The organism is Cryobacterium sp. TMT2-4 (genome assembly GCF_004402575.1).
Taxonomy (GTDB): domain Bacteria; phylum Actinomycetota; class Actinomycetes; order Actinomycetales; family Microbacteriaceae; genus Cryobacterium; species Cryobacterium sandaracinum.
The window spans coordinates 150,617-166,804 of sequence record NZ_SOGE01000034.1 but is presented as its reverse complement, the minus strand read 5'-3'; the positions used below and the strand labels follow the sequence as shown (position 1 = coordinate 166,804).

The following is a 16,188-nucleotide window of genomic DNA, read 5'->3' as shown; positions in this document are numbered from 1 at the left end:
GGGCTGTTAGCTCTCGCCCCCGGCGGAACCGGTAGTTCCCGCCGTTACGTCGTGCAACCGGTACTTCGCGATCGCCTGGCCGACGACGCTGCGGTCGACCTCGCCTCGGCGAGCGAGAAGTTCGAGTGCGCGCACCACCATCGACGGTCCGTCGATCTTGAAGTAGCGGCGGGCCGCCGGGCGGGTGTCGGAGAAACCGAACCCGTCGGCGCCGAGGGTCGCGAAGTCGCCGGGCACGAACTGCCGGATCTGATCGGGCACCGCATGCATGAAGTCGGTGACGGCGATGAACGGTCCGGCGGTGCCGGCCAGCTTCTCCGTCACATAGGGGATCTGCGGCGCGTCGTCCGGGTAGAGGAAGTTGTGTTCCTCGACCGCGATGCCATCGCGACGCAGTTCGGCCCAGGAGGTGACCGACCAGACGTCGGCGGACACTCCCCAGTCCTCGGCCAAAAGGGCCTGGGCCTCGAGCGCCCAGGGCACGGAGACGCCGGAGGCCAACAGCTGCGCCTTCGGACCGGACACATCGGACACGCTGACGCGGTGGATGCCGCGCACGATGCCGTCCACGTCCACGTCGTCGGGCTCGCGCGGCTGCACCTGCGGCTCGTTGTAGACCGTGATGTAGTACATGACGTTGGGGTCGGCGTGCGTTCCTCCGTACATCCGCTCGAGTCCCGACCGCACGATGTGCCCGATCTCGTAGCCGTAGGCCGGGTCGTACGAGACCACGGCGGGGTTCGTCGAGGCCAGCAACGGCGAGTGGCCGTCGGCGTGCTGCAGGCCTTCACCGGTGAGGGTGGTGCGTCCGGCGGTTGCGCCGATCATGAACCCGCGGGTCATCTGATCGCCCGCGGCCCACATGGCGTCGCCCGTGCGCTGGAAGCCGAACATCGAGTAGAAGACGTAGATCGGGATGAGCGGCTCACCCTGCGTTGCGTACGACGTGCCCACGTTGGTGAAAGCAGCCATCGCGCCGGCTTCGTTGATCCCCACGTGCAGGATCTGGCCCTGCGGGCTCTCCTTATACGCCAAAAGCTGCGCGTGGTCGACCGAGGTGTACTGCTGGCCGCTGGGGTTGTAGATCTTGGCATTCGGGAAGAACGCGTCGATGCCGAAGGTGCGAGCCTCGTCCGGGATGATCGGCACGATGCGGTGTCCGAAGTCCTTGGCGCGCAGCAGTTCCTTGAGCAGCCGTACGAAGGCCATCGTGGTCGCGATCTCCTGCGTGCCGGAACCCTTCTTGGTGGGGGCGTAGGTCGCGTCGCCCGGCAGGGTGATCTGCGTGTACTTGCTGCGACGCTCCGGCACGTACCCGCCGAGCGCGCGGCGGCGCTCATGCAGGTACTGGATCGCTTCATCGTCCTCGTCCGGCTTGAAGTACGGCGGGAGGTAGGGGTTCTCCTCGAGCTGGGCATCCGTGATCGGCATGTGGGTGCTGTCGCGGAACGTCTTGAGGTTGTCGAGGGTGAACTTCTTCATCTGGTGGGTCGCGTTGCGGCCCTCGAAGCTCGGGCCGAGGGCGTAACCCTTGACCGTCTTGGCCAGGATGACGGTCGGCTGGCCCTTGTGCTCGGATGCGGCCTTGAATGCCGCGTAGACCTTGCGGTAGTCGTGGCCACCGCGCTTGAGGTTCCAGATGTCGTCGTCGGTGTAACCCTCGACGAGCTTGAGCGCGCGGGGGTCGCGGCCGAAGAAGTGCTCACGCACGTACGCACCGCTCTCGGCCTTGTACGTCTGGTAGTCGCCGTCGGGGGTGGCGTTCATTAGGTCGCGCAGGGCGCCATCGGTGTCGCGGGAGAGCAGCTCGTCCCACTCGCGACCCCAGACGACCTTGATGACGTTCCAGCCGGCGCCGCGGAAGAAGCTTTCCAGTTCCTGGATGATCTTGCCGTTGCCGCGTACCGGGCCGTCGAGGCGCTGGAGGTTGCAGTTGACGATGAAATTGAGGTTGTCGAGACCCTCGTTGGCGGCAACCTGCAGCTGCCCGCGGCTCTCGACCTCGTCCATCTCGCCGTCGCCGAGAAACGCCCAGACCTGCTGGTCGCTGGCGTCCTTGATCCCGCGGTTGGTGAGGTACCGGTTGGTTTGCGCCTGGTAGATGGCGTTGATCGGGCCGAGTCCCATGGAGACCGTCGGGAACTGCCAAAATTCCGGCATCAGTCGCGGGTGCGGGTAGGAGGACAGCCCGTTGGGGCCGTGGGACTTCTCCTGGCGGAATCCGTCGAGTTGGTCGGTGCTCAGGCGGCCCTCGAGGAAGGCCCGCGCGTAGGTTCCGGGGGAGGCATGGCCCTGGATGAAAATCTGGTCTCCGCCGCCCGGGTGGTCCTGGCCGCGGAAGAAGTGGTTGAAGCCGACCTCGTAGAGGGCAGCGGAGGATGCATAGGTCGAGATGTGGCCGCCGACGGAGATTCCGGGGCGCTGAGCACGGTGCACGAGAACTGCGGCGTTCCAGCGTATCCAGGCGCGGTAGCGGCGCTCGATGTCTTCGTCGCCGGGGAAGTCGGGTTCATTGCCGGCCGCGATGGTATTGATGTAGTCCGTGGTCGGCACCATGGGCACGCCGAGGTGCAGTTCCTTGGAGCGTTTCAGGAGCGTCAGCATGATCTCCCGACCACGCTGGTGACCGTGGGCCGATACGAGCGCGTCCAGCGATTCCGACCATTCGGCGGTTTCCTCCGGGTCCGCATCCGTGCTGTTAACCGAATACGGGTCCTGGTCGTTGACAGTCACACTCGACCTCTCTCTGTTGGGCAGACCATCGAAGCGAACCTGCCAAGTTAGCGGTGCCGGATGACGGTCGGATCACGACCGATGGCACCACGCAAGCCTACAGATTTTGCCTTCGGTTTGTGCGCGGTCGGTGAGCGCCGTTCGGGCCGGGAATCGAGGGTCCCTTGGGACGCTCATCTTGGTTCCGGCAGAAGGCGGGGCTAGGCTGTGGCGTCGCCTTGCATCGTTCCCGTGGGCGCACGAAAGGAAGCGCTCCATGGCGTTGGAAAATGACACCCAGGCTCCTGATTTCGAGCTCTTCAACCAGTTCGGCGAGCGGGTGCAGCTCAGCGAGTTCCGCGGGAAGAAGTCGGTCGCCCTGGTCTTCTTCCCCCTCGCGTTCTCGGGAATCTGCAGTGGCGAGTTGTGCGAGCTGCGGGACAACCTGTCGTTGTTCGTCGCCAACGAGGTGGAACTGCTCGGCATCTCGGTCGATTCCCGTCACGCCCTGCGTGCCTGGGGGGAACAGGAACGGTACACCTTCGACCTCCTGGCCGACTTCTGGCCGCACGGTGCGGTCGCTAAGGAATACGGGGTGTTCCTCGAGCAAAAGGGCTTTGCGAACCGGGCCACGTTCTTGATCGACCCTGAGGGGATCATCCGGGCCAGCTTCATCACCGCGCCGGGCGAGCCCCGGTCGTTGGAGGCCTACCGGGCTGCGATCGGCGAACTCCAGCCGGCTTGAACCCGGCCGCGGTCCACCCGGCGCGCAGAATCTGTATGATGAAACACGGCCTTCACCGGCCGTTGCGTCAGGGGCCTTTAGCTCAGTTGGTAGAGCGCCACGTTTACACCGTGGATGTCATCGGTTCGAGCCCGGTAGGGCCCACACATAAACCCCTGATCACGTCCGTTGCGAACGAGCTTCAGCCGAGTGCCACGACAGCTTCCAGGGAGAACACGTGAATCAGCCACGCATGAACGTCGAATCGTTCAACCTCGATCACCGCACGGTTGTCGCACCCTACGTGCGCCTGGCCGATACCAAGATGCTGCCGCAGGGGGACACCATCGTGAAGTACGACGTGCGCTTCACCCAGCCCAACGTCCTTCACCTGGAGATGCCGGCAGTGCACTCGATCGAGCACCTCTTCGCCGAGCACTCCCGCAACCATTCCACCCGAGTCATCGACTTCTCGCCGATGGGCTGTCAAACCGGTTTCTACCTCATTCTGCAGGGGCAGCCGGAGTACGCCGAGGTCCTCGAGTTGATCGAGGCCACCATGACCGACATCCTCGGCGCCACCGAGGTGCCCGCCGCCAACGAGGTTCAGTGCGGTTGGGGAGCCAACCACTCGTTGGCAGCCGCCCAGGACGCCGTGAAGGTCTTCCTGGCCGCCCGCGGCGCCTGGGCCACCGTCACCGCATGACGACCGTCGACGCGATCATTCTGGTCGCGATGGAGGAGGAGGCCGCTCCGTTCCTGGCGGCGGCCACCGCTTCCGCGCCGCCGGTCGCCATCGGCAGGGCCCGCCGGCACCGCCTCACCCTGGCCGGGCGTGAAGTGCTGCTCGTGCAGAGCGGCATCGGGCTGGTCAACGCGGCCGGTGGGACGACATCCGCACTCCTCTTTTTGCGCGCCGAGGACCCCGAGGCGTCGCCGCTGGTGATCAGCGCGGGTTCGGCCGGCGGGGTGGGCGCCCAGGTGCGGGTGGGCGAGGTGGTCATCGGGAGCGAATACCTCAACAGCGACGCTGACGCACGCGTCTTCGGGTACGCGCTCGGCCAGGTGCCCGGCATGCCGGCTCGCTACGAGGGCGCGACTGAGGCGCTGCGCGGCGCCGAGTCGGCTGCCCGGATGCCCGACGGATCGGCGCTGGTCGTGCGCCGCGGGCTGCTGGTCTCCAACGACGCCTTCGTGAGCGTGGAGCGCGCAGAGAGCCTCCGCGTGCTGTTCCCCGGGGTTCTCGCCACCGACATGGAATCCGTGGGCGCTGCTCAAACCTGCTTCGCTCATGGCGTACCGTTCGTGGCGGTCCGCGGCATCTCCGACCTGTGCGGACCGGTTGACGATCACCTCACCCACATCGACGACGCGGCCGACCGCTCGGCCGCGGTCGTGCTGGAGATGCTGCGCAGGTTCGCCGACTGACTCGGCCTACGCCCCGTCCGGCCGTGACCGATCCTCGGTGCGTGCAAAGGTCGGACGCAGGTTCTTCAATAGCTCTACGGAGCCGGGTTCCGCGCGATACGCTGGAAACGGCGTGACTGAGAAAGTCGCTGCCCGCCGCGGAATAATCGTTGCTTTCCCGCGGAGCCGAGTGGTCGTGAAGGCACCGTTCACACTCACGCGCGAGCGACTTCGATGCGAGTAATTTCGATCCGAGTAACGGATGCCCGGGGGGGGTGAACGTCGTCATGTCCCGGTCTGACCGTCAATCGTTCGGCCTCGCTGTCGAGGAGTTGCCAAACGCGAACCTGAACAGCACGCACCTGTGTTCGCCGTTCCTGCGGGTGCTGCCCGTCACCGGCGTGGCGATCTCCACCCTCGGCGCACCGTTCGGCGCCGAAACCGTGTGCGCGAGCGACGTCGAAGACGTGTTCGCGTTCCCGATGGTCGTCGGAACGTCGGAACGTTGGACATCGGAGCGGTTGACCTGTACTCCCGCCGCCCCCGCACTCCCACGCGCGCACGGTCCGCGAGGTAGCGGACTATGTTGTGGCGCGAAGGGTTGATGTTTACTTCAGAATTAGACGGGTATTGGGATGGAATTATGGTGACCAGAACACGTGAAGGTCAGTTGGTTGAGACCTTCGTCACGCTGGCCGACCCGCTTGTCGTCGGGTACGACGTCGTCGACCTGCTGCACACACTCGTAGAGACCTGCGCCACGCTCTTCGGGGCGTCCGCGGTCGGGATCATCCTCTCCGCCTACAACGACAACGATCTCGAGGTCGTGGCCTCAACCGACGAACGAAGTCGCCTGATTGAAATATCGCAGCTGCGGGCCGGCAATGGGCCGTGCGTCGAGTGCTACACGACCGGCTACCCGTGGCCATTCCCGACCTCGATGTCCTCGCCCCGGCGTGGCCACGGTTCCGGGCGGGAGCGCTCGAACTTGGCTTCAAGTCGATGCATTCGGTCCCCCTGCGGCTGCGAGCGACGACCATCGGATCGCTCAATGTCTTCTGGGATCACCTCGGCGGTCTGGGAGCGGGGGACCTGCGCACGGTCCAGGCGCTGGCCGACACCGCCACCATCGGCATTCTTCAGGAACGCGCCATCAGGGAGAGCGGCGTGGCTCGGGCGTAGCTGCAACGCGCGCTCAGTAGCCGCGTTCTGATCGAGCAGGCCAAGGGCGTCGTCGCTTTCACCCACACCGTCGACATGGAAGAGGCCTTCGCGACCCTGCGTCAATATGCCCGCGACAACGGCCAGTGGCTGGTCGAGGTTGCCGAACAGGTTGTGAACCGAACTCTCGACCTGTAAACCCCGCACGGTCTAGAATCGGAATATGCCCCAGACCTTGGCTGCACATGTCCATTTCGTGAACAATCAGGGGTCTACCATGAAGCGTCTATTTCACCCCGGCGGATCGGTCATCACGGGCGATGACCTTGCGGATGCCGTCATGCACTATGCCGAGGCGTTGAGTCTCCGTCCCCAGGTCGATGTCGTCGACATCCCGATCGTCAAAGAGACGGGCCTGCTGGGTCGCATCCAGATCCTGATCGGCGGATCCGGCCGATTGGTCTGCGTTACTGCCGGTTCCGCACAGTCAGAGCTGTTGGAGCCGGAGACGGTGGACACTCTCCGCCATAAGGCCCTGGTCGGCACGGCCTCGGGCCGAGCCTCGTGGACGGGCGACGGGCTGGATTCGCCACAGTTCGACGAGTTCGACTACTGACGTCCTGACCGACGCCGGGACTTTCGGCCCTGTTCTGTCGGATCGGCGCGCGACATCGTAGACCCCGTTCTGCCCGCTGTGACGGGGAGCGGAGGAGGTCGTCGTGGACAACCGTGTTGTAGTGGGCGTCAGCGGTCGGCCGCCGGCTCGGGCTGCGCTCCAGTGGGCGCTCGACTATGCGCGTCCCCGGAGCCTGGAGATCGAGTTGGTGCACGTCGTCGACGCGACCTTCGGCACGACCCCGGCCGGGTTTCTGCACTCGGCCCGCGAGCAGGCCGAACTGCTGCTCGCCCGTGAGGGTGAGGAGGCCCGCAGTGTCGCTCCTGACCTGACTTTTCGCACGACGGTCCTCGAGGGCTCGCCCACCGGGGCCCTCACCGACTGGGCCGTCGGCGCGCAACTCCTCGTCGTGGGCTCGCACGCCCTGGGCCGGTTTCGGGACTATGTCTTCAGCACCCAAGCCGCGCAGATCGCTGCTTACGCCGCCGGTTTCGTCGTCGTCGTGCCCGAGCGGGAGGAACAGCGCTGCACCGGCGTCGTCGTCGGGGTGGACGGTTCCGAGGCATCCCTCGCCGCTGTGACATTCGCCGCGGATCAGGCGGACCGCCCGGGCGAACGGTTGACGGCGCTGTACTGCTGGAGTGCGCCGGCCCCTTGGACCGAAGAGCGCGCCATGATCGACTGGCCGATGGTGCCCGATGAGGCGGACCGCCTGGTCCTCTCCGAAGCGCTGGTGGGGCTGGCCGAACGCTATCCGGACCTGGTGCTTGACCTGCGGCTCGACCTCGAGTTGCCGGTGGACGCACTTGTGTCGGCGGCGACCGGTGCGCGGCTTCTCGTTGTGGGCAGCCACGGTCGCCACGGGTTCGCTCGCTTCTGGCTGGGTTCGGTCAGTCATGTGATCGTTTTGACCATGCCCTGCCCAGTCGCCGTGATCAGGGTCGCCGGCACCGAGACCGGACCGGTCAGCGAACCCGTCTAAGTTATCCACAGCGCTCGAATCGGAGCGTGCGAATCGGAGGGTGTCAGTCGGACCGGGCGATCAGCACAGGCACGTTGATGTTCATCAGGACGTCGTTGGTGACTGAATCGATCACCGACTGGGTCACGGGCCTCGGATGTGAAACTCTGAGCACGGTATGGCAGCCTCGCTGCCGACATCGAGCAGAGCCTCGGCCGGCGGCCGGTGCACCAGCCGGGGATTCACGAACGCGCCGGGGGTCGCGGCAGTCGCGAGCTCCGGGCTCCGCACGCAAAGTCGACGGCGCATGCACGAGGATGAGTTCGTGGCCAAGGCGGCGCGCCTCCTGGGCGCCGATAATGACGGCCGAGGTGGATCCCTCGAAACGGTCGACATCCACGACGACTCCGCTTCGGCTGTCTGTGGTCGATTCCGGCACCGCGGCGAGCGTCCAGGCGGGAGACCCGTGCAGGACGAGCGCGCCGATGTCCAGCCCGGGATGCGTCTTCGCCGCGGTGATCTCCTGCGTGAGCAGACTGCTCGCCCGGCGCTCGGCCTCCCGCGCGTAGTCGGGACCCAGCAGCCCCCACTCATCGTCGACGACGTGCACCAGGACCACGGGCGACCCGTCGAATCCGATGTAGGAGGTGTTCACCGCTTCTTCACACCTTCCGTGGAGTCCGGTCGGGACTCGGCGCGTTCACCGGCCGGGCGGGGGACCACAGCGACCGGGCACGGCAGGTTCATCAGCACGTCGTGGCTGACCGAACCGAGAAAGAGGCTGCCGACGGCACCCCGGCCGTGTGTGCCGACGACGACGAGGGACGCCGTTTGGGAGGCATTCACGAGCACGGATGCCGCGGTGCCCTGTTTCAGAACCTCGGCGATATGCAGCGCCGGATGCGCGTCGCGAACCCTCCTCGTTGCCCCCGACTGGATGCGCGCGTGGGCGTCCCGTATCTCCTCGTAGGGCAGGACGGCACCGTATTCGACGGCCACGGTCGCGGGAATGGTCCAGGCGTGGACGATATCGAGAGGGAGTTTGTAACGCTCGGCTTCGCGGGCCGCGAAGTCAACGGCGACCAGGGCCGTGACGTCGTTCTCCATGCCCACGACGATGTGGCCGCCACGTGCCTGCCAGTTGACGGGGACGACGACGACAGGGCAACGGGCGTGGGCCGCGAGGCGAAGGGGAAGGGTGCCGAAGACCGTCCCGGCGAGAACACCGGTCTTGTTCGTGCCGATGACCAGAAGGTCGGCGGTCGCCGATGCCCGCGCCAGCTCATCGACCGGGACGCCATGGCGGATGTAGCTCGTCTTCCGGCAGGAGGGTGCCACCTGTTCGACCCGTCGAAGGGCTTCCGCGAGCGGGCGCTCGTAGGCAGGCTGACTGGAATAGTCCGATCCCTCAGCGGGGTACCAGCCCAGCTCCACCACTGTGGTGAGTTCGAGTTGCACGGGCGTGCCCTGCATCCGTTCGAGCGTCACGACCCGGTCGAGGGCCCAGTCCAGGGCCGCCTTGCTCGCGGCCCCACCGTCAATGGCGACGATCACTTTTTCAACCATGGGTGTGACTCCTGCTCTGGGGTGGAATCGCACCGGACAGACCGCCCCACGTTATGATCGCAGTGCCTGCCGGACCGGGACAGGGCCGAAGGTCCCGTGCGGGTAGTATCCCCGCTACCAGACGAGAGGCGGTCCTCGGTCATGCCCCACGAAACTATCCCGGTCACCCTGAACGAACGTCCCGAGGCTCGCTCGGAGACAGTGATCGACCTGCCGGCGCACCTGCCCCTCCCGCGCCGGTCGCGGTGGGTGGCCGCATCCGCCGATTTCATCGAGGGTTTGCGGGGTGAGCGAACGGGTGACCCACTGATGTTGCTGGCAGACATCTTCGCGTCGGCTGCGGATGCGGACCTAGTCTGCGTCATCGGGCCGCCTGGTGTTGATTCGGGCGTGGGGGACGGTTTTGTCGTCCACGCGGCTCATGGCAGTGCCACTCGACCGTTGGACGGCCTGGCCTTCCCCGTGGCGGGGAGCCTGTGCGGCCGGGCGATGGCAACCGGCCGGCCGGTCCTCGTCGGCCGGGAAGAGCGCGAGGCTGCGGGCCCCGAGTCGCTCCTGATACTCGGGTCGACCCTGGTGGTCCCGCTGGGCAAAGCCGGGGAAACCGGCCCGCCCGCAGTGGTGCTCACGGCCTCCCGGCCCAGCGGGGCGCCCCCGTTCACTGCCGTGGACCTCGATTCGGCCGTCGATTTCGCCCGACTGGCATATGCGGGCCGCCACCTCGAGCAGAACAGCACGGACCGGGCGCGTCTGGCGGTGCTCACCGATCGCGACCGGATCGCACGTGAGCTGCACGACCGGGTCATTCAGCGGGTCTTCGCTGTCGGGCTCGCCGTGCGCGCCCTCGGCGGGATGACCGCCGACCCGGTGTTCGGGCGGCGGCTGGCCGACCAGGTGGGAGCGCTCGACGCGGTCATCGCCGACCTCCGCACCGCGATCTTCGGGCTGTCGACGCAGGCGGACCCCGACCGGCACGGGCTTCGCCGCAGCATCGTCGACCTGCTCGACGAGGTCGGACCTCTCTTTGCGCACCCGCCGCGGGTGGTGTTCTCCGGGGCGATCGATCTGCTCGTTTCCACCTCGCTGGCTGATGATGTCGTGGCGGTCGTGCGCGAGGGGCTGACCAACGTGGTCCGGCACTCCGGAACCCGGGAGGCTGAAGTGCGCGTCTCGGTCGCAGCGCACATCCTCACGGTCGAGATCGGCGACACCGGCGTCGGTCTGACCGGCGCAAGTCGGCGCAGCGGCGTCGCTAATCTGGCGGTCAGAGCCGAACGCTGGCAGGGGATGGTGTCGCTGCGCGACCGGGCGCCGCGCGGTGCCGAACTGCGTTGGACGGCGCGCGTGAGCGACGCTTCCGCAGAGACTTCCCGATGACGCGCGTGTTCGTGGTCGACGACCACGACGTCGTCCGTATCGGCCTGGCTGCCCTGATCAACGCCGAAGCTGACCTGGAAGTGGTAGGGGAGGCGGCAACGAGGCGGCAGGCCGTGGCGAGGGTCGCCGCCACCCGGCCGGACGTCGTGGTCCTTGACGTGCGGCTGCCCGACGGAAGCGGCATCGACGCCTGCCGGGACATCCGGGGGAGGGATCCCGGCATCCGGTGCCTGATGCTCACGGCGTTCGACGACGACATGGCCAGCCGCGCCGCCGTCCTGGCTGGGGCGTCCGGCTATGTCTTGAAGGACATCCGCGGTGATCGCCTGGTGCAGGGAATCCGGCGTGTGGCAGGGGGGGAGTCGCTGCTCACCCCGCTGCTGGCCGGCCGGGTGGCAACCTCGTTGGAGCTGGACCGAGGCGATCCTGCCGTTCGAGCGCTGACGACGCGGGAACGGCAAGTCCTCGATCTGATCTCCCGGGGCCTCACCAACCGCCAGATCGGCGAGCACCTTGACCTGGCGGAGAAGACGGTGAAGAACTATGTGTCGGGGGTGCTCAGCAAACTCGGCATGGAGCGCCGCACCCAGGCCGCCGTCTTCGGGGTGGAGTTGCAGCGCCAGGAGGGTTCGTCCAATGTTCGAATTCACCCGGCCGCTCCCGGTACGCTGGCCGGATGAAGCCGTTTCGCACTAACCGGGTTGTGCCCGGACCCGGCCAGGAATCGGTCTGGGATTACCCGCGACCGCCTCGCGTGGAGACGAGTGCCGACCGGGTCGTCGTCACCCTCGGTGGCCTGGTCCTGGTCGACACCGACGATGCCGTCCGGGTGCTCGAGACCAGCCATCCGCCGGTCTACTACCTGCCGCGCTCCGCGTTCCGGGCCGGGAGCCTCGAACCGGTGACCGGCCGATCGTACTGCGAGTACAAGGGCGAGGCGTCGTACCTGAGCATGGTCACCCCGGGGCGCGTGGAGGAGGCGGCCGGGTGGTACTACCCGTCGCCGACGCGGGGCTTCGAGGATCTGGCGAACCGCGTCGCGCTGTACCCCGGACGGATGGACCTCGTTACCGTGAACGGGGAAGCGGTGCTGCCTCAGCCGGGCGACTTCTACGGCGGCTGGATCACCTCCCGGGTCGTCGGACCGTTCAAGGGGGCTCCCGGCACCCTCGGATGGTGACGCCGCCGCGAACCGTCACGAGCCGGCTCGGCGTGGCCCCCATCTTTCTGGCCGCGCTGCTCTGGGGAACGACGGGCACGGCCGCGCACTTCCTGCCCGTCAGCGCCAGCCCGCTGGCGACCAAGGGCAGTCACACGGCTCTGGACACTGTGCACACTGGTGGCTCTGCTCGGCACGATTCTGCTGATCACCGGCCGGCAGTCGGACCAGGCCGCCGGGTCCGCTCCTCTGGGCGTTCTGCTCGGGCTGCTCGCGCGATCGGGCCCATGTTCGTCGCCTATCTGCTCTTCGGCCGCGGCCCGCGCACGGTCTGCGGCAGCACGGCGACCAGCCTCACCCTCGTCGAACCTCTCGTGGCTACGCTGCTGGCGGTCCTGATCGTCGGCGAGCGGTTGCCACCGTCCGGCTGGGCCGGGCTCGGGCTGGTTCTGGTGGCGGTGACCGCGCTTGCAGTTCCTCGGAATTCCGGTCAACCGTCGTCAGGAGGGCGCACCGCCTCGTCACCGGTAGGCTGACGAGGTGCCCGTCTCACTCGCCGATGTCAGTCGGATCATCCATGAACTGTGGCCGTTGTCCGGTGCCGAAGTCTGGGACGCCCCGGGTCTGGTCTGCGGCAACCCCGGCCAGCCCGTCGAATCGATCCACCTGGCCGTGGACGCCGTCTCCGCGACCGTGGACGAGGCGGTCGGACATGACGCAGACCTGCTCCTGGTGCACCATCCGCTCCTGCTGCGCGGCGTCACGTCGGTCGCCGAAGACCGTTACAAGGGCGCCCTGATCGGTCGTCTGATCCGAGCGAATTGCGCTCTCCTTGCGGCCCACACCAACGCGGATGTCGTCGTAGACGGCGTCTCGGACATCCTCGCCACCCGACTCGGCCTCATTGACGCAACCCCCATCACGGCGGGCGCCGCGGCGGGAACGGGAATCGGCCGGGTCGGCCGGCTCGCGCACCCGACCACCCTGGGCCAACTGGCCCACCGCCTCGCCCAGCTCCTGCCGGCGACCGCCACTGGCGTCCGGGTCTCGGGGGAGTACGGCAGTGTCGTCAAAACCGTCTCGCTCTGCGGTGGTGCAGGCGATTCCCTTCTCCCTCATCCCGCCGTGCAGGCGTCCGACGTCTATATCACCTCCGACCTCCGTCACCACCCGGCGTCGGAGGCCCGTGAGCAGTCCGGGCTGTCGGGGGGCACCCCTGCCCTGATCGACGTGTCGCACTGGGCCAGTGAATGGCTCTGGATCGAGCCGGCCGCCGAACAGCTGCGGGCTCTTCTGCCCGGTGTGCGCATCACCAGCAGTTCCCTGCGCACGGATCCCTGGGACTTCGCGATCGTGCAGTAGCCTGCCGATGAAGTTCGGATCCACCCCCAACGCTCGTTCATATTTCTATTCGCAAAGGTCAGGACATCGTGAAGGCATCCCCAGTAGAACAGAAAGAGCTTCTCCGGCTTCAGGCCCTCGACATCCGGCTGCAGCAGGTCGAGCATCAGACGAAGGCCCTGCCCCAGCACGCCGAGATCCGGGAACTCACCACGCTGTTCGACACCACCCGGATGGCCTTCGGCACCCGCGTCGGCGAACGTGATGACGTGCGCACCGAGCTGGCGCGGATCGAATCCGACGTCGAAGTGGTCGAGAAGCGCATCGCGCGGGACACCGACCGGGTTCAGCACACTTCCTCGGTGAAAGACGTGCAGGCTTTGGAGACGGAGCTTGCGGCGCTGCGCAAGCGCCTCCTGGCGCTCGAGGAGATCGAGATCGCGGTGATGGAACGGCTCGAGGAGAGCGATGCGACCGTCTCCGCGGTGGAGGCGGAGCGGGACGCGATCGCGCTCCGGATCCACGACGCCGAGCAGGCGCGCAACGAAAGCCTCGCCGATCTGAACCGGCAGCTCGGCGAACTCCGCCGGGACCGGGCCGCCGTCGCCGGCAGCGTCGCCGAGGACCTCGCCACGCTGTACGAGAAGCGCTTCGTGACGGGGCGGGGCAACGCCGCCGCCCTGTTGCGGGCGCGCACCTGCAGCGGCTGCACGATGACGCTCACCGGCAGCGACCTCGATGCCGTGCGTTCCTCGCCGGCCGACGAGGTCCTGTTCTGCCCGGACTGCGGGGCGATCCTGGTTCGCACGGAGGAGTCCGGGATCTAGGTGGAGCCGGGCCCCGCCGGCGGCCTGTATTCTGGACTGTGGAATGGGTCGGCAAGACGGTCGCGTCATCCGCTACCTTCGGGTCAGCGGATGCCGAGGAACGTCCGGGCTCCGCAGAGCAGGATGGTGGGTAACGCCCACCCGGGGTAACCCGCGAGACAGTGCCACAGAAAGTAGACCGCCTCCGGTTTCGGCCGGTGGTAAGGGTGAAACGGTGGTGTAAGAGACCACCAGAGGCCAGGGTGACCTGGTCGGCTAGGTAAACCTCGTCCGGAGCAAGGTCAGACAGGAAACGCCAAGGCGGCTCGCCGAGTTTCCGGGTAGACCGCTAGAGGGCTGCGGCAACGTAGTCCCGAGATAGATGGCCGTCCAGGGTGCTACGGCATCGGGACAGAACCCGGCGTAATAGCCGGCCCATTCCACCTTCCGGCCGCCGGGTTCTGCGCCCGGGTGCTCTGCCGCCCCGGGCAGGTCAGTCCTGATGCTTGACGGCGAGTGCGGCGGCCCCGAGGATTCCCGCGTTGTTGCGATGCACGGCCGGGATGATGGCTGTCTTCAGTCGCAGAAGGGGCAGGAAGTCCTGGTGGTGCTTGGACACCCCGCCGCCGACGATGAAGAGGTCCGGCGAGAACAGTGCTTCCAAGGTCGAGTAGTACTTCTGCAGCCGACCGGCCCATTTTTCCCAGCTCATGTTCTCCCGCTCCTTGGCGGAGTACGCGGCCTTGGTTTCGTAGTCGACGCCCTCGATCTGCAGATGGCCGAGTTCGGTGTTCGGCACCAGCAAACCGTCGTTGAGCAGTGCGGTTCCGATTCCGGTGCCGAGGGTCGTCATGATGACCACTCCCTTCACCCCCTTCGCCGCGCCGAACTGCGCCTCCGCGTAGCCGGCGGCATCCGCGTCGTTCACGAAATGAATGGGCTGGCCGAGACCCTTCTGGAAGAGATTCTCGGCGGAGAGGCCGATCCACTTGTCCGAGACGTTGGCGGCCGACATGGTGTGGCCGTTCTTTACGACGGCGGGGAAGCAGATGCCCACCGGCAGCGCGCCGGCACCCTCCTCGGCGGAAACGGTTGTCAGGAGGGTCCTGGTCGTTTCGATGATGTCGGCTGGTCGGCCGCCTTTAGGCGTGGGAAGCTTCATGCGATCGGACAGGAGCTTGCCGGTGGACAGATCGACCACTGCTCCCTTGATCCCGGTGCCGCCAATGTCAATGCCAATGGCCATGGTTGAACTCATAGTCAAAACCTACCGGTTGTCAGGAGAGGGTGAGGATCTCGGCGCCGCGGTCGGTCACCACGAGGGTGTGCTCGAACTGGGCGGTGATGCTCTTGTCCCGGGTCGTCACGGTCCAGTCATCCGCCCACATGTCCCAGTCGGTCCCGCCCAGGGTGAGCATCGGTTCGATCGTGAAGACCATGCCGACCTCCATCACGGTGTCGTAGACGGGAGCGGAGTCGTAGTGCGGGATGATCAGGCCGGAGTGGAAGGCCTCGCCGACGCCGTGTCCGGTGAAGTCCCGAACGACCCCGTAGCCGAACCTCTTGGCGAAGGACTCGATGGTGCGGCCGATCACGTTCACCTGGCGTCCGGGAGCGACGGCCCTGATACCGCGGGCGAGAGCCTCCCGGGTGCGTTCGACGAGAAGCCTGACCTCGTCCCGTGCCTCGCCGACGATGAAGGTGGCGTTCGTGTCGCCGTGCACACCGTTTTTGTAGGCGGTGACGTCTATGTTGACGATGTCGCCGTTCTCAAGAACGGTGTCGTCCGGGATGCCGTGGCAGATGACCTCGTTCACGGAACTACACAGTGATTTGGGGAACCCCCGATAGCCGAGCGTCGACGGGTAGGCGTCACGCTCGATCATGAACTCGTGGCCGATCCGGTCGAGTTCCTCTGTCGTCACGCCGGGGCGGATGGCCTGTGCGACCGCTTCGATGGCCCCGGCCGCAATCCGGCCTGATTCCCGGATCAGCTCGATGCGCTCGGAGGAGTACAGATCCGATCCTGTGTAGGGCGAGGGCATCCCCTTGCCGACGTACTCCGGGCGCACGATGTGGCGGGGAACGGAGCGGAGCGGAGAAACCGCGCCCGGGAGGAGGTGACCAACAGAATCCTTAGGCATAGGATCAAGCTTATGTCCGAAGGCACCGATCATCAGTTCTGGTACAACATGCGCACGGGCGCGGTCGAACAGGGGATGCAGTCCCCCTCCGCGGACCGCGTCGGGCCATTCGCCACCCGGGAGGAGGCCGTCCACGCGCTGGAGAAGCTGCGCGCGAACAGCGCCAAATGGGCCGCGGAAGAGGCCGAGAACGACCGCTAGTCCCGCGAGCGGC

The 16,188-nt window shown here is 66.8% G+C and carries 20 protein-coding genes, 1 tRNA gene and 1 other RNA gene; 17 read left to right on the top strand and 5 right to left on the bottom strand.

Features of this window, described 5'->3' with window-relative positions; genetic code table 11:
• Positions 1 to 6: 6 nt before the first annotated feature.
• A complete protein-coding gene (gene aceE, locus E3O54_RS12125) occupies positions 7 to 2,733 on the bottom strand; it encodes a pyruvate dehydrogenase (acetyl-transferring), homodimeric type (protein WP_104101897.1) in 2,727 nt (908 codons plus the stop codon).
• A gap of 256 nt (positions 2,734 to 2,989) precedes the next feature.
• Between aceE and E3O54_RS12120 the strand changes: the two genes are divergently transcribed.
• From E3O54_RS12120 to E3O54_RS12085, 9 genes are all read left to right on the top strand, one after another.
• The gene (locus E3O54_RS12120; protein ID WP_104101900.1) at positions 2,990 to 3,457 is read left to right on the top strand and encodes a peroxiredoxin; all 468 of its coding nucleotides are present in this window, start codon (positions 2,990 to 2,992) and stop codon (positions 3,455 to 3,457) included.
• A gap of 71 nt (positions 3,458 to 3,528) precedes the next feature.
• Positions 3,529 to 3,601: transfer RNA gene (locus E3O54_RS12115), tRNA-Val, on the top strand.
• Positions 3,602 to 3,689: 88 nt separating this feature from the next.
• Positions 3,690 to 4,142 carry an S-ribosylhomocysteine lyase gene (locus tag E3O54_RS12110; protein ID WP_104171090.1) on the top strand — a complete coding sequence of 151 codons (453 nt, stop codon included), beginning with the start codon at positions 3,690 to 3,692 and terminating at the stop codon, positions 4,140 to 4,142.
• Positions 4,139 to 4,864 carry a 5'-methylthioadenosine/S-adenosylhomocysteine nucleosidase gene (gene mtnN, locus E3O54_RS12105; protein WP_134401679.1) on the top strand — a complete coding sequence of 242 codons (726 nt, stop codon included), beginning with the start codon at positions 4,139 to 4,141 and terminating at the stop codon, positions 4,862 to 4,864. The genes E3O54_RS12110 and mtnN overlap by 4 nt, the downstream gene beginning before the upstream one ends.
• A gap of 266 nt (positions 4,865 to 5,130) precedes the next feature.
• The gene (locus E3O54_RS12100) at positions 5,131 to 5,448 is read left to right on the top strand and encodes a hypothetical protein (RefSeq protein WP_134401678.1); all 318 of its coding nucleotides are present in this window, start codon (positions 5,131 to 5,133) and stop codon (positions 5,446 to 5,448) included.
• Between the two features lie 316 nt (positions 5,449 to 5,764).
• On the top strand, positions 5,765 to 6,025 hold the full coding sequence (locus E3O54_RS17000; RefSeq protein WP_241972948.1) for a GAF domain-containing protein: 261 nt from the start codon (positions 5,765 to 5,767) through the stop codon (positions 6,023 to 6,025).
• Positions 6,026 to 6,202, top strand: a complete 177-nt coding sequence (locus E3O54_RS16995) for an ANTAR domain-containing protein (protein ID WP_347232360.1) — start codon at positions 6,026 to 6,028, stop codon at positions 6,200 to 6,202.
• 79 nt (positions 6,203 to 6,281) lie between these two features.
• On the top strand, positions 6,282 to 6,620 hold the full coding sequence (locus E3O54_RS12090; RefSeq protein WP_134401677.1) for a hypothetical protein: 339 nt from the start codon (positions 6,282 to 6,284) through the stop codon (positions 6,618 to 6,620).
• Between the two features lie 103 nt (positions 6,621 to 6,723).
• Positions 6,724 to 7,602 carry a universal stress protein gene (locus tag E3O54_RS12085; RefSeq protein WP_134401676.1) on the top strand — a complete coding sequence of 293 codons (879 nt, stop codon included), beginning with the start codon at positions 6,724 to 6,726 and terminating at the stop codon, positions 7,600 to 7,602.
• Positions 7,603 to 7,645: 43 nt separating this feature from the next.
• On the opposite strand, the gene E3O54_RS16520 is transcribed toward E3O54_RS12085, so the two are convergent.
• Together E3O54_RS16520 and E3O54_RS12075 are read right to left on the bottom strand one after the other, a co-directional pair.
• A complete protein-coding gene (locus tag E3O54_RS16520) occupies positions 7,646 to 8,236 on the bottom strand; it encodes a hypothetical protein (protein WP_174720219.1) in 591 nt (196 codons plus the stop codon).
• Positions 8,233 to 9,147: a universal stress protein gene (locus E3O54_RS12075; RefSeq protein WP_134401675.1), complete on the bottom strand. Its 915-nt coding sequence runs from the start codon at positions 9,145 to 9,147 to the stop codon at positions 8,233 to 8,235. The genes E3O54_RS16520 and E3O54_RS12075 overlap by 4 nt, the downstream gene beginning before the upstream one ends.
• Before the next feature lie 141 nt (positions 9,148 to 9,288).
• Between E3O54_RS12075 and E3O54_RS12070 the strand changes: the two genes are divergently transcribed.
• The 7 genes from E3O54_RS12070 to rnpB all read left to right on the top strand — a co-directional run bounded on the left by E3O54_RS12070 (position 9,289) and on the right by rnpB (position 14,272).
• Positions 9,289 to 10,524, top strand: a complete 1,236-nt coding sequence (locus tag E3O54_RS12070) for a sensor histidine kinase (RefSeq protein WP_134401674.1) — start codon at positions 9,289 to 9,291, stop codon at positions 10,522 to 10,524.
• A complete protein-coding gene (locus tag E3O54_RS12065; protein ID WP_134401673.1) occupies positions 10,521 to 11,204 on the top strand; it encodes a response regulator transcription factor in 684 nt (227 codons plus the stop codon). The genes E3O54_RS12070 and E3O54_RS12065 overlap by 4 nt, the downstream gene beginning before the upstream one ends.
• Positions 11,201 to 11,704, top strand: coding sequence for a DUF427 domain-containing protein (locus E3O54_RS12060; protein WP_134401672.1), 504 nt, complete (start codon positions 11,201 to 11,203; stop codon positions 11,702 to 11,704). The genes E3O54_RS12065 and E3O54_RS12060 overlap by 4 nt, the downstream gene beginning before the upstream one ends.
• Positions 11,701 to 12,219, top strand: a complete 519-nt coding sequence (locus E3O54_RS12055) for a DMT family transporter (protein ID WP_241976888.1) — start codon at positions 11,701 to 11,703, stop codon at positions 12,217 to 12,219. The genes E3O54_RS12060 and E3O54_RS12055 overlap by 4 nt, the downstream gene beginning before the upstream one ends.
• Before the next feature lie 4 nt (positions 12,220 to 12,223).
• The gene (locus E3O54_RS12050) at positions 12,224 to 13,045 is read left to right on the top strand and encodes a Nif3-like dinuclear metal center hexameric protein (RefSeq protein ID WP_134342909.1); all 822 of its coding nucleotides are present in this window, start codon (positions 12,224 to 12,226) and stop codon (positions 13,043 to 13,045) included.
• Between the two features lie 68 nt (positions 13,046 to 13,113).
• Positions 13,114 to 13,851 carry a zinc ribbon domain-containing protein gene (locus E3O54_RS12045; RefSeq protein ID WP_104101937.1) on the top strand — a complete coding sequence of 246 codons (738 nt, stop codon included), beginning with the start codon at positions 13,114 to 13,116 and terminating at the stop codon, positions 13,849 to 13,851.
• A 44-nt stretch (positions 13,852 to 13,895) separates the two neighbouring features.
• Positions 13,896 to 14,272, top strand: an RNA gene (rnpB, locus tag E3O54_RS12040) — RNase P RNA component class A.
• 51 nt (positions 14,273 to 14,323) lie between these two features.
• Here the strand turns inward: rnpB and ppgK are convergent.
• Positions 14,324 to 15,076, bottom strand: coding sequence for a polyphosphate--glucose phosphotransferase (gene ppgK, locus E3O54_RS12035; RefSeq protein ID WP_304466200.1), 753 nt, complete (start codon positions 15,074 to 15,076; stop codon positions 14,324 to 14,326).
• Between the two features lie 31 nt (positions 15,077 to 15,107).
• A complete protein-coding gene (gene map, locus E3O54_RS12030; RefSeq protein WP_134401671.1) occupies positions 15,108 to 15,974 on the bottom strand; it encodes a type I methionyl aminopeptidase in 867 nt (288 codons plus the stop codon).
• A gap of 12 nt (positions 15,975 to 15,986) precedes the next feature.
• Here map and E3O54_RS12025 point away from each other — a divergent pair, with 12 nt between their 5' ends.
• The gene (locus E3O54_RS12025; protein ID WP_104101945.1) at positions 15,987 to 16,175 is read left to right on the top strand and encodes an SPOR domain-containing protein; all 189 of its coding nucleotides are present in this window, start codon (positions 15,987 to 15,989) and stop codon (positions 16,173 to 16,175) included.
• Positions 16,176 to 16,188: the final 13 nt, after the last annotated feature.

Bases quoted from the DNA above. Each gene is read 5' to 3' on its own strand.
- ppgK (WP_304466200.1), bottom strand. From the start codon at position 15,076: ATGGCCATTGGCATTGACATTGGCGGCACCGGGATCAAGGGAGCAGTG.
- E3O54_RS12100 (WP_134401678.1), top strand. From the start codon at position 5,131: ATGTCCCGGTCTGACCGTCAATCGTTCGGCCTCGCTGTCGAGGAGTTG.
- E3O54_RS12120 (WP_104101900.1), top strand. From the start codon at position 2,990: ATGGCGTTGGAAAATGACACCCAGGCTCCTGATTTCGAGCTCTTCAAC.
- E3O54_RS12065 (WP_134401673.1), top strand. From the start codon at position 10,521: ATGACGCGCGTGTTCGTGGTCGACGACCACGACGTCGTCCGTATCGGC.
- E3O54_RS12025 (WP_104101945.1), top strand. From the start codon at position 15,987: ATGTCCGAAGGCACCGATCATCAGTTCTGGTACAACATGCGCACGGGC.
- E3O54_RS12090 (WP_134401677.1), top strand. From the start codon at position 6,282: ATGAAGCGTCTATTTCACCCCGGCGGATCGGTCATCACGGGCGATGAC.
- map (WP_134401671.1), bottom strand. From the start codon at position 15,974: ATGCCTAAGGATTCTGTTGGTCACCTCCTCCCGGGCGCGGTTTCTCCG.
- E3O54_RS12070 (WP_134401674.1), top strand. From the start codon at position 9,289: ATGCCCCACGAAACTATCCCGGTCACCCTGAACGAACGTCCCGAGGCT.
- E3O54_RS12060 (WP_134401672.1), top strand. From the start codon at position 11,201: ATGAAGCCGTTTCGCACTAACCGGGTTGTGCCCGGACCCGGCCAGGAA.
- E3O54_RS12075 (WP_134401675.1), bottom strand. From the start codon at position 9,147: ATGGTTGAAAAAGTGATCGTCGCCATTGACGGTGGGGCCGCGAGCAAG.
- E3O54_RS12110 (WP_104171090.1), top strand. From the start codon at position 3,690: ATGAACGTCGAATCGTTCAACCTCGATCACCGCACGGTTGTCGCACCC.
- mtnN (WP_134401679.1), top strand. From the start codon at position 4,139: ATGACGACCGTCGACGCGATCATTCTGGTCGCGATGGAGGAGGAGGCC.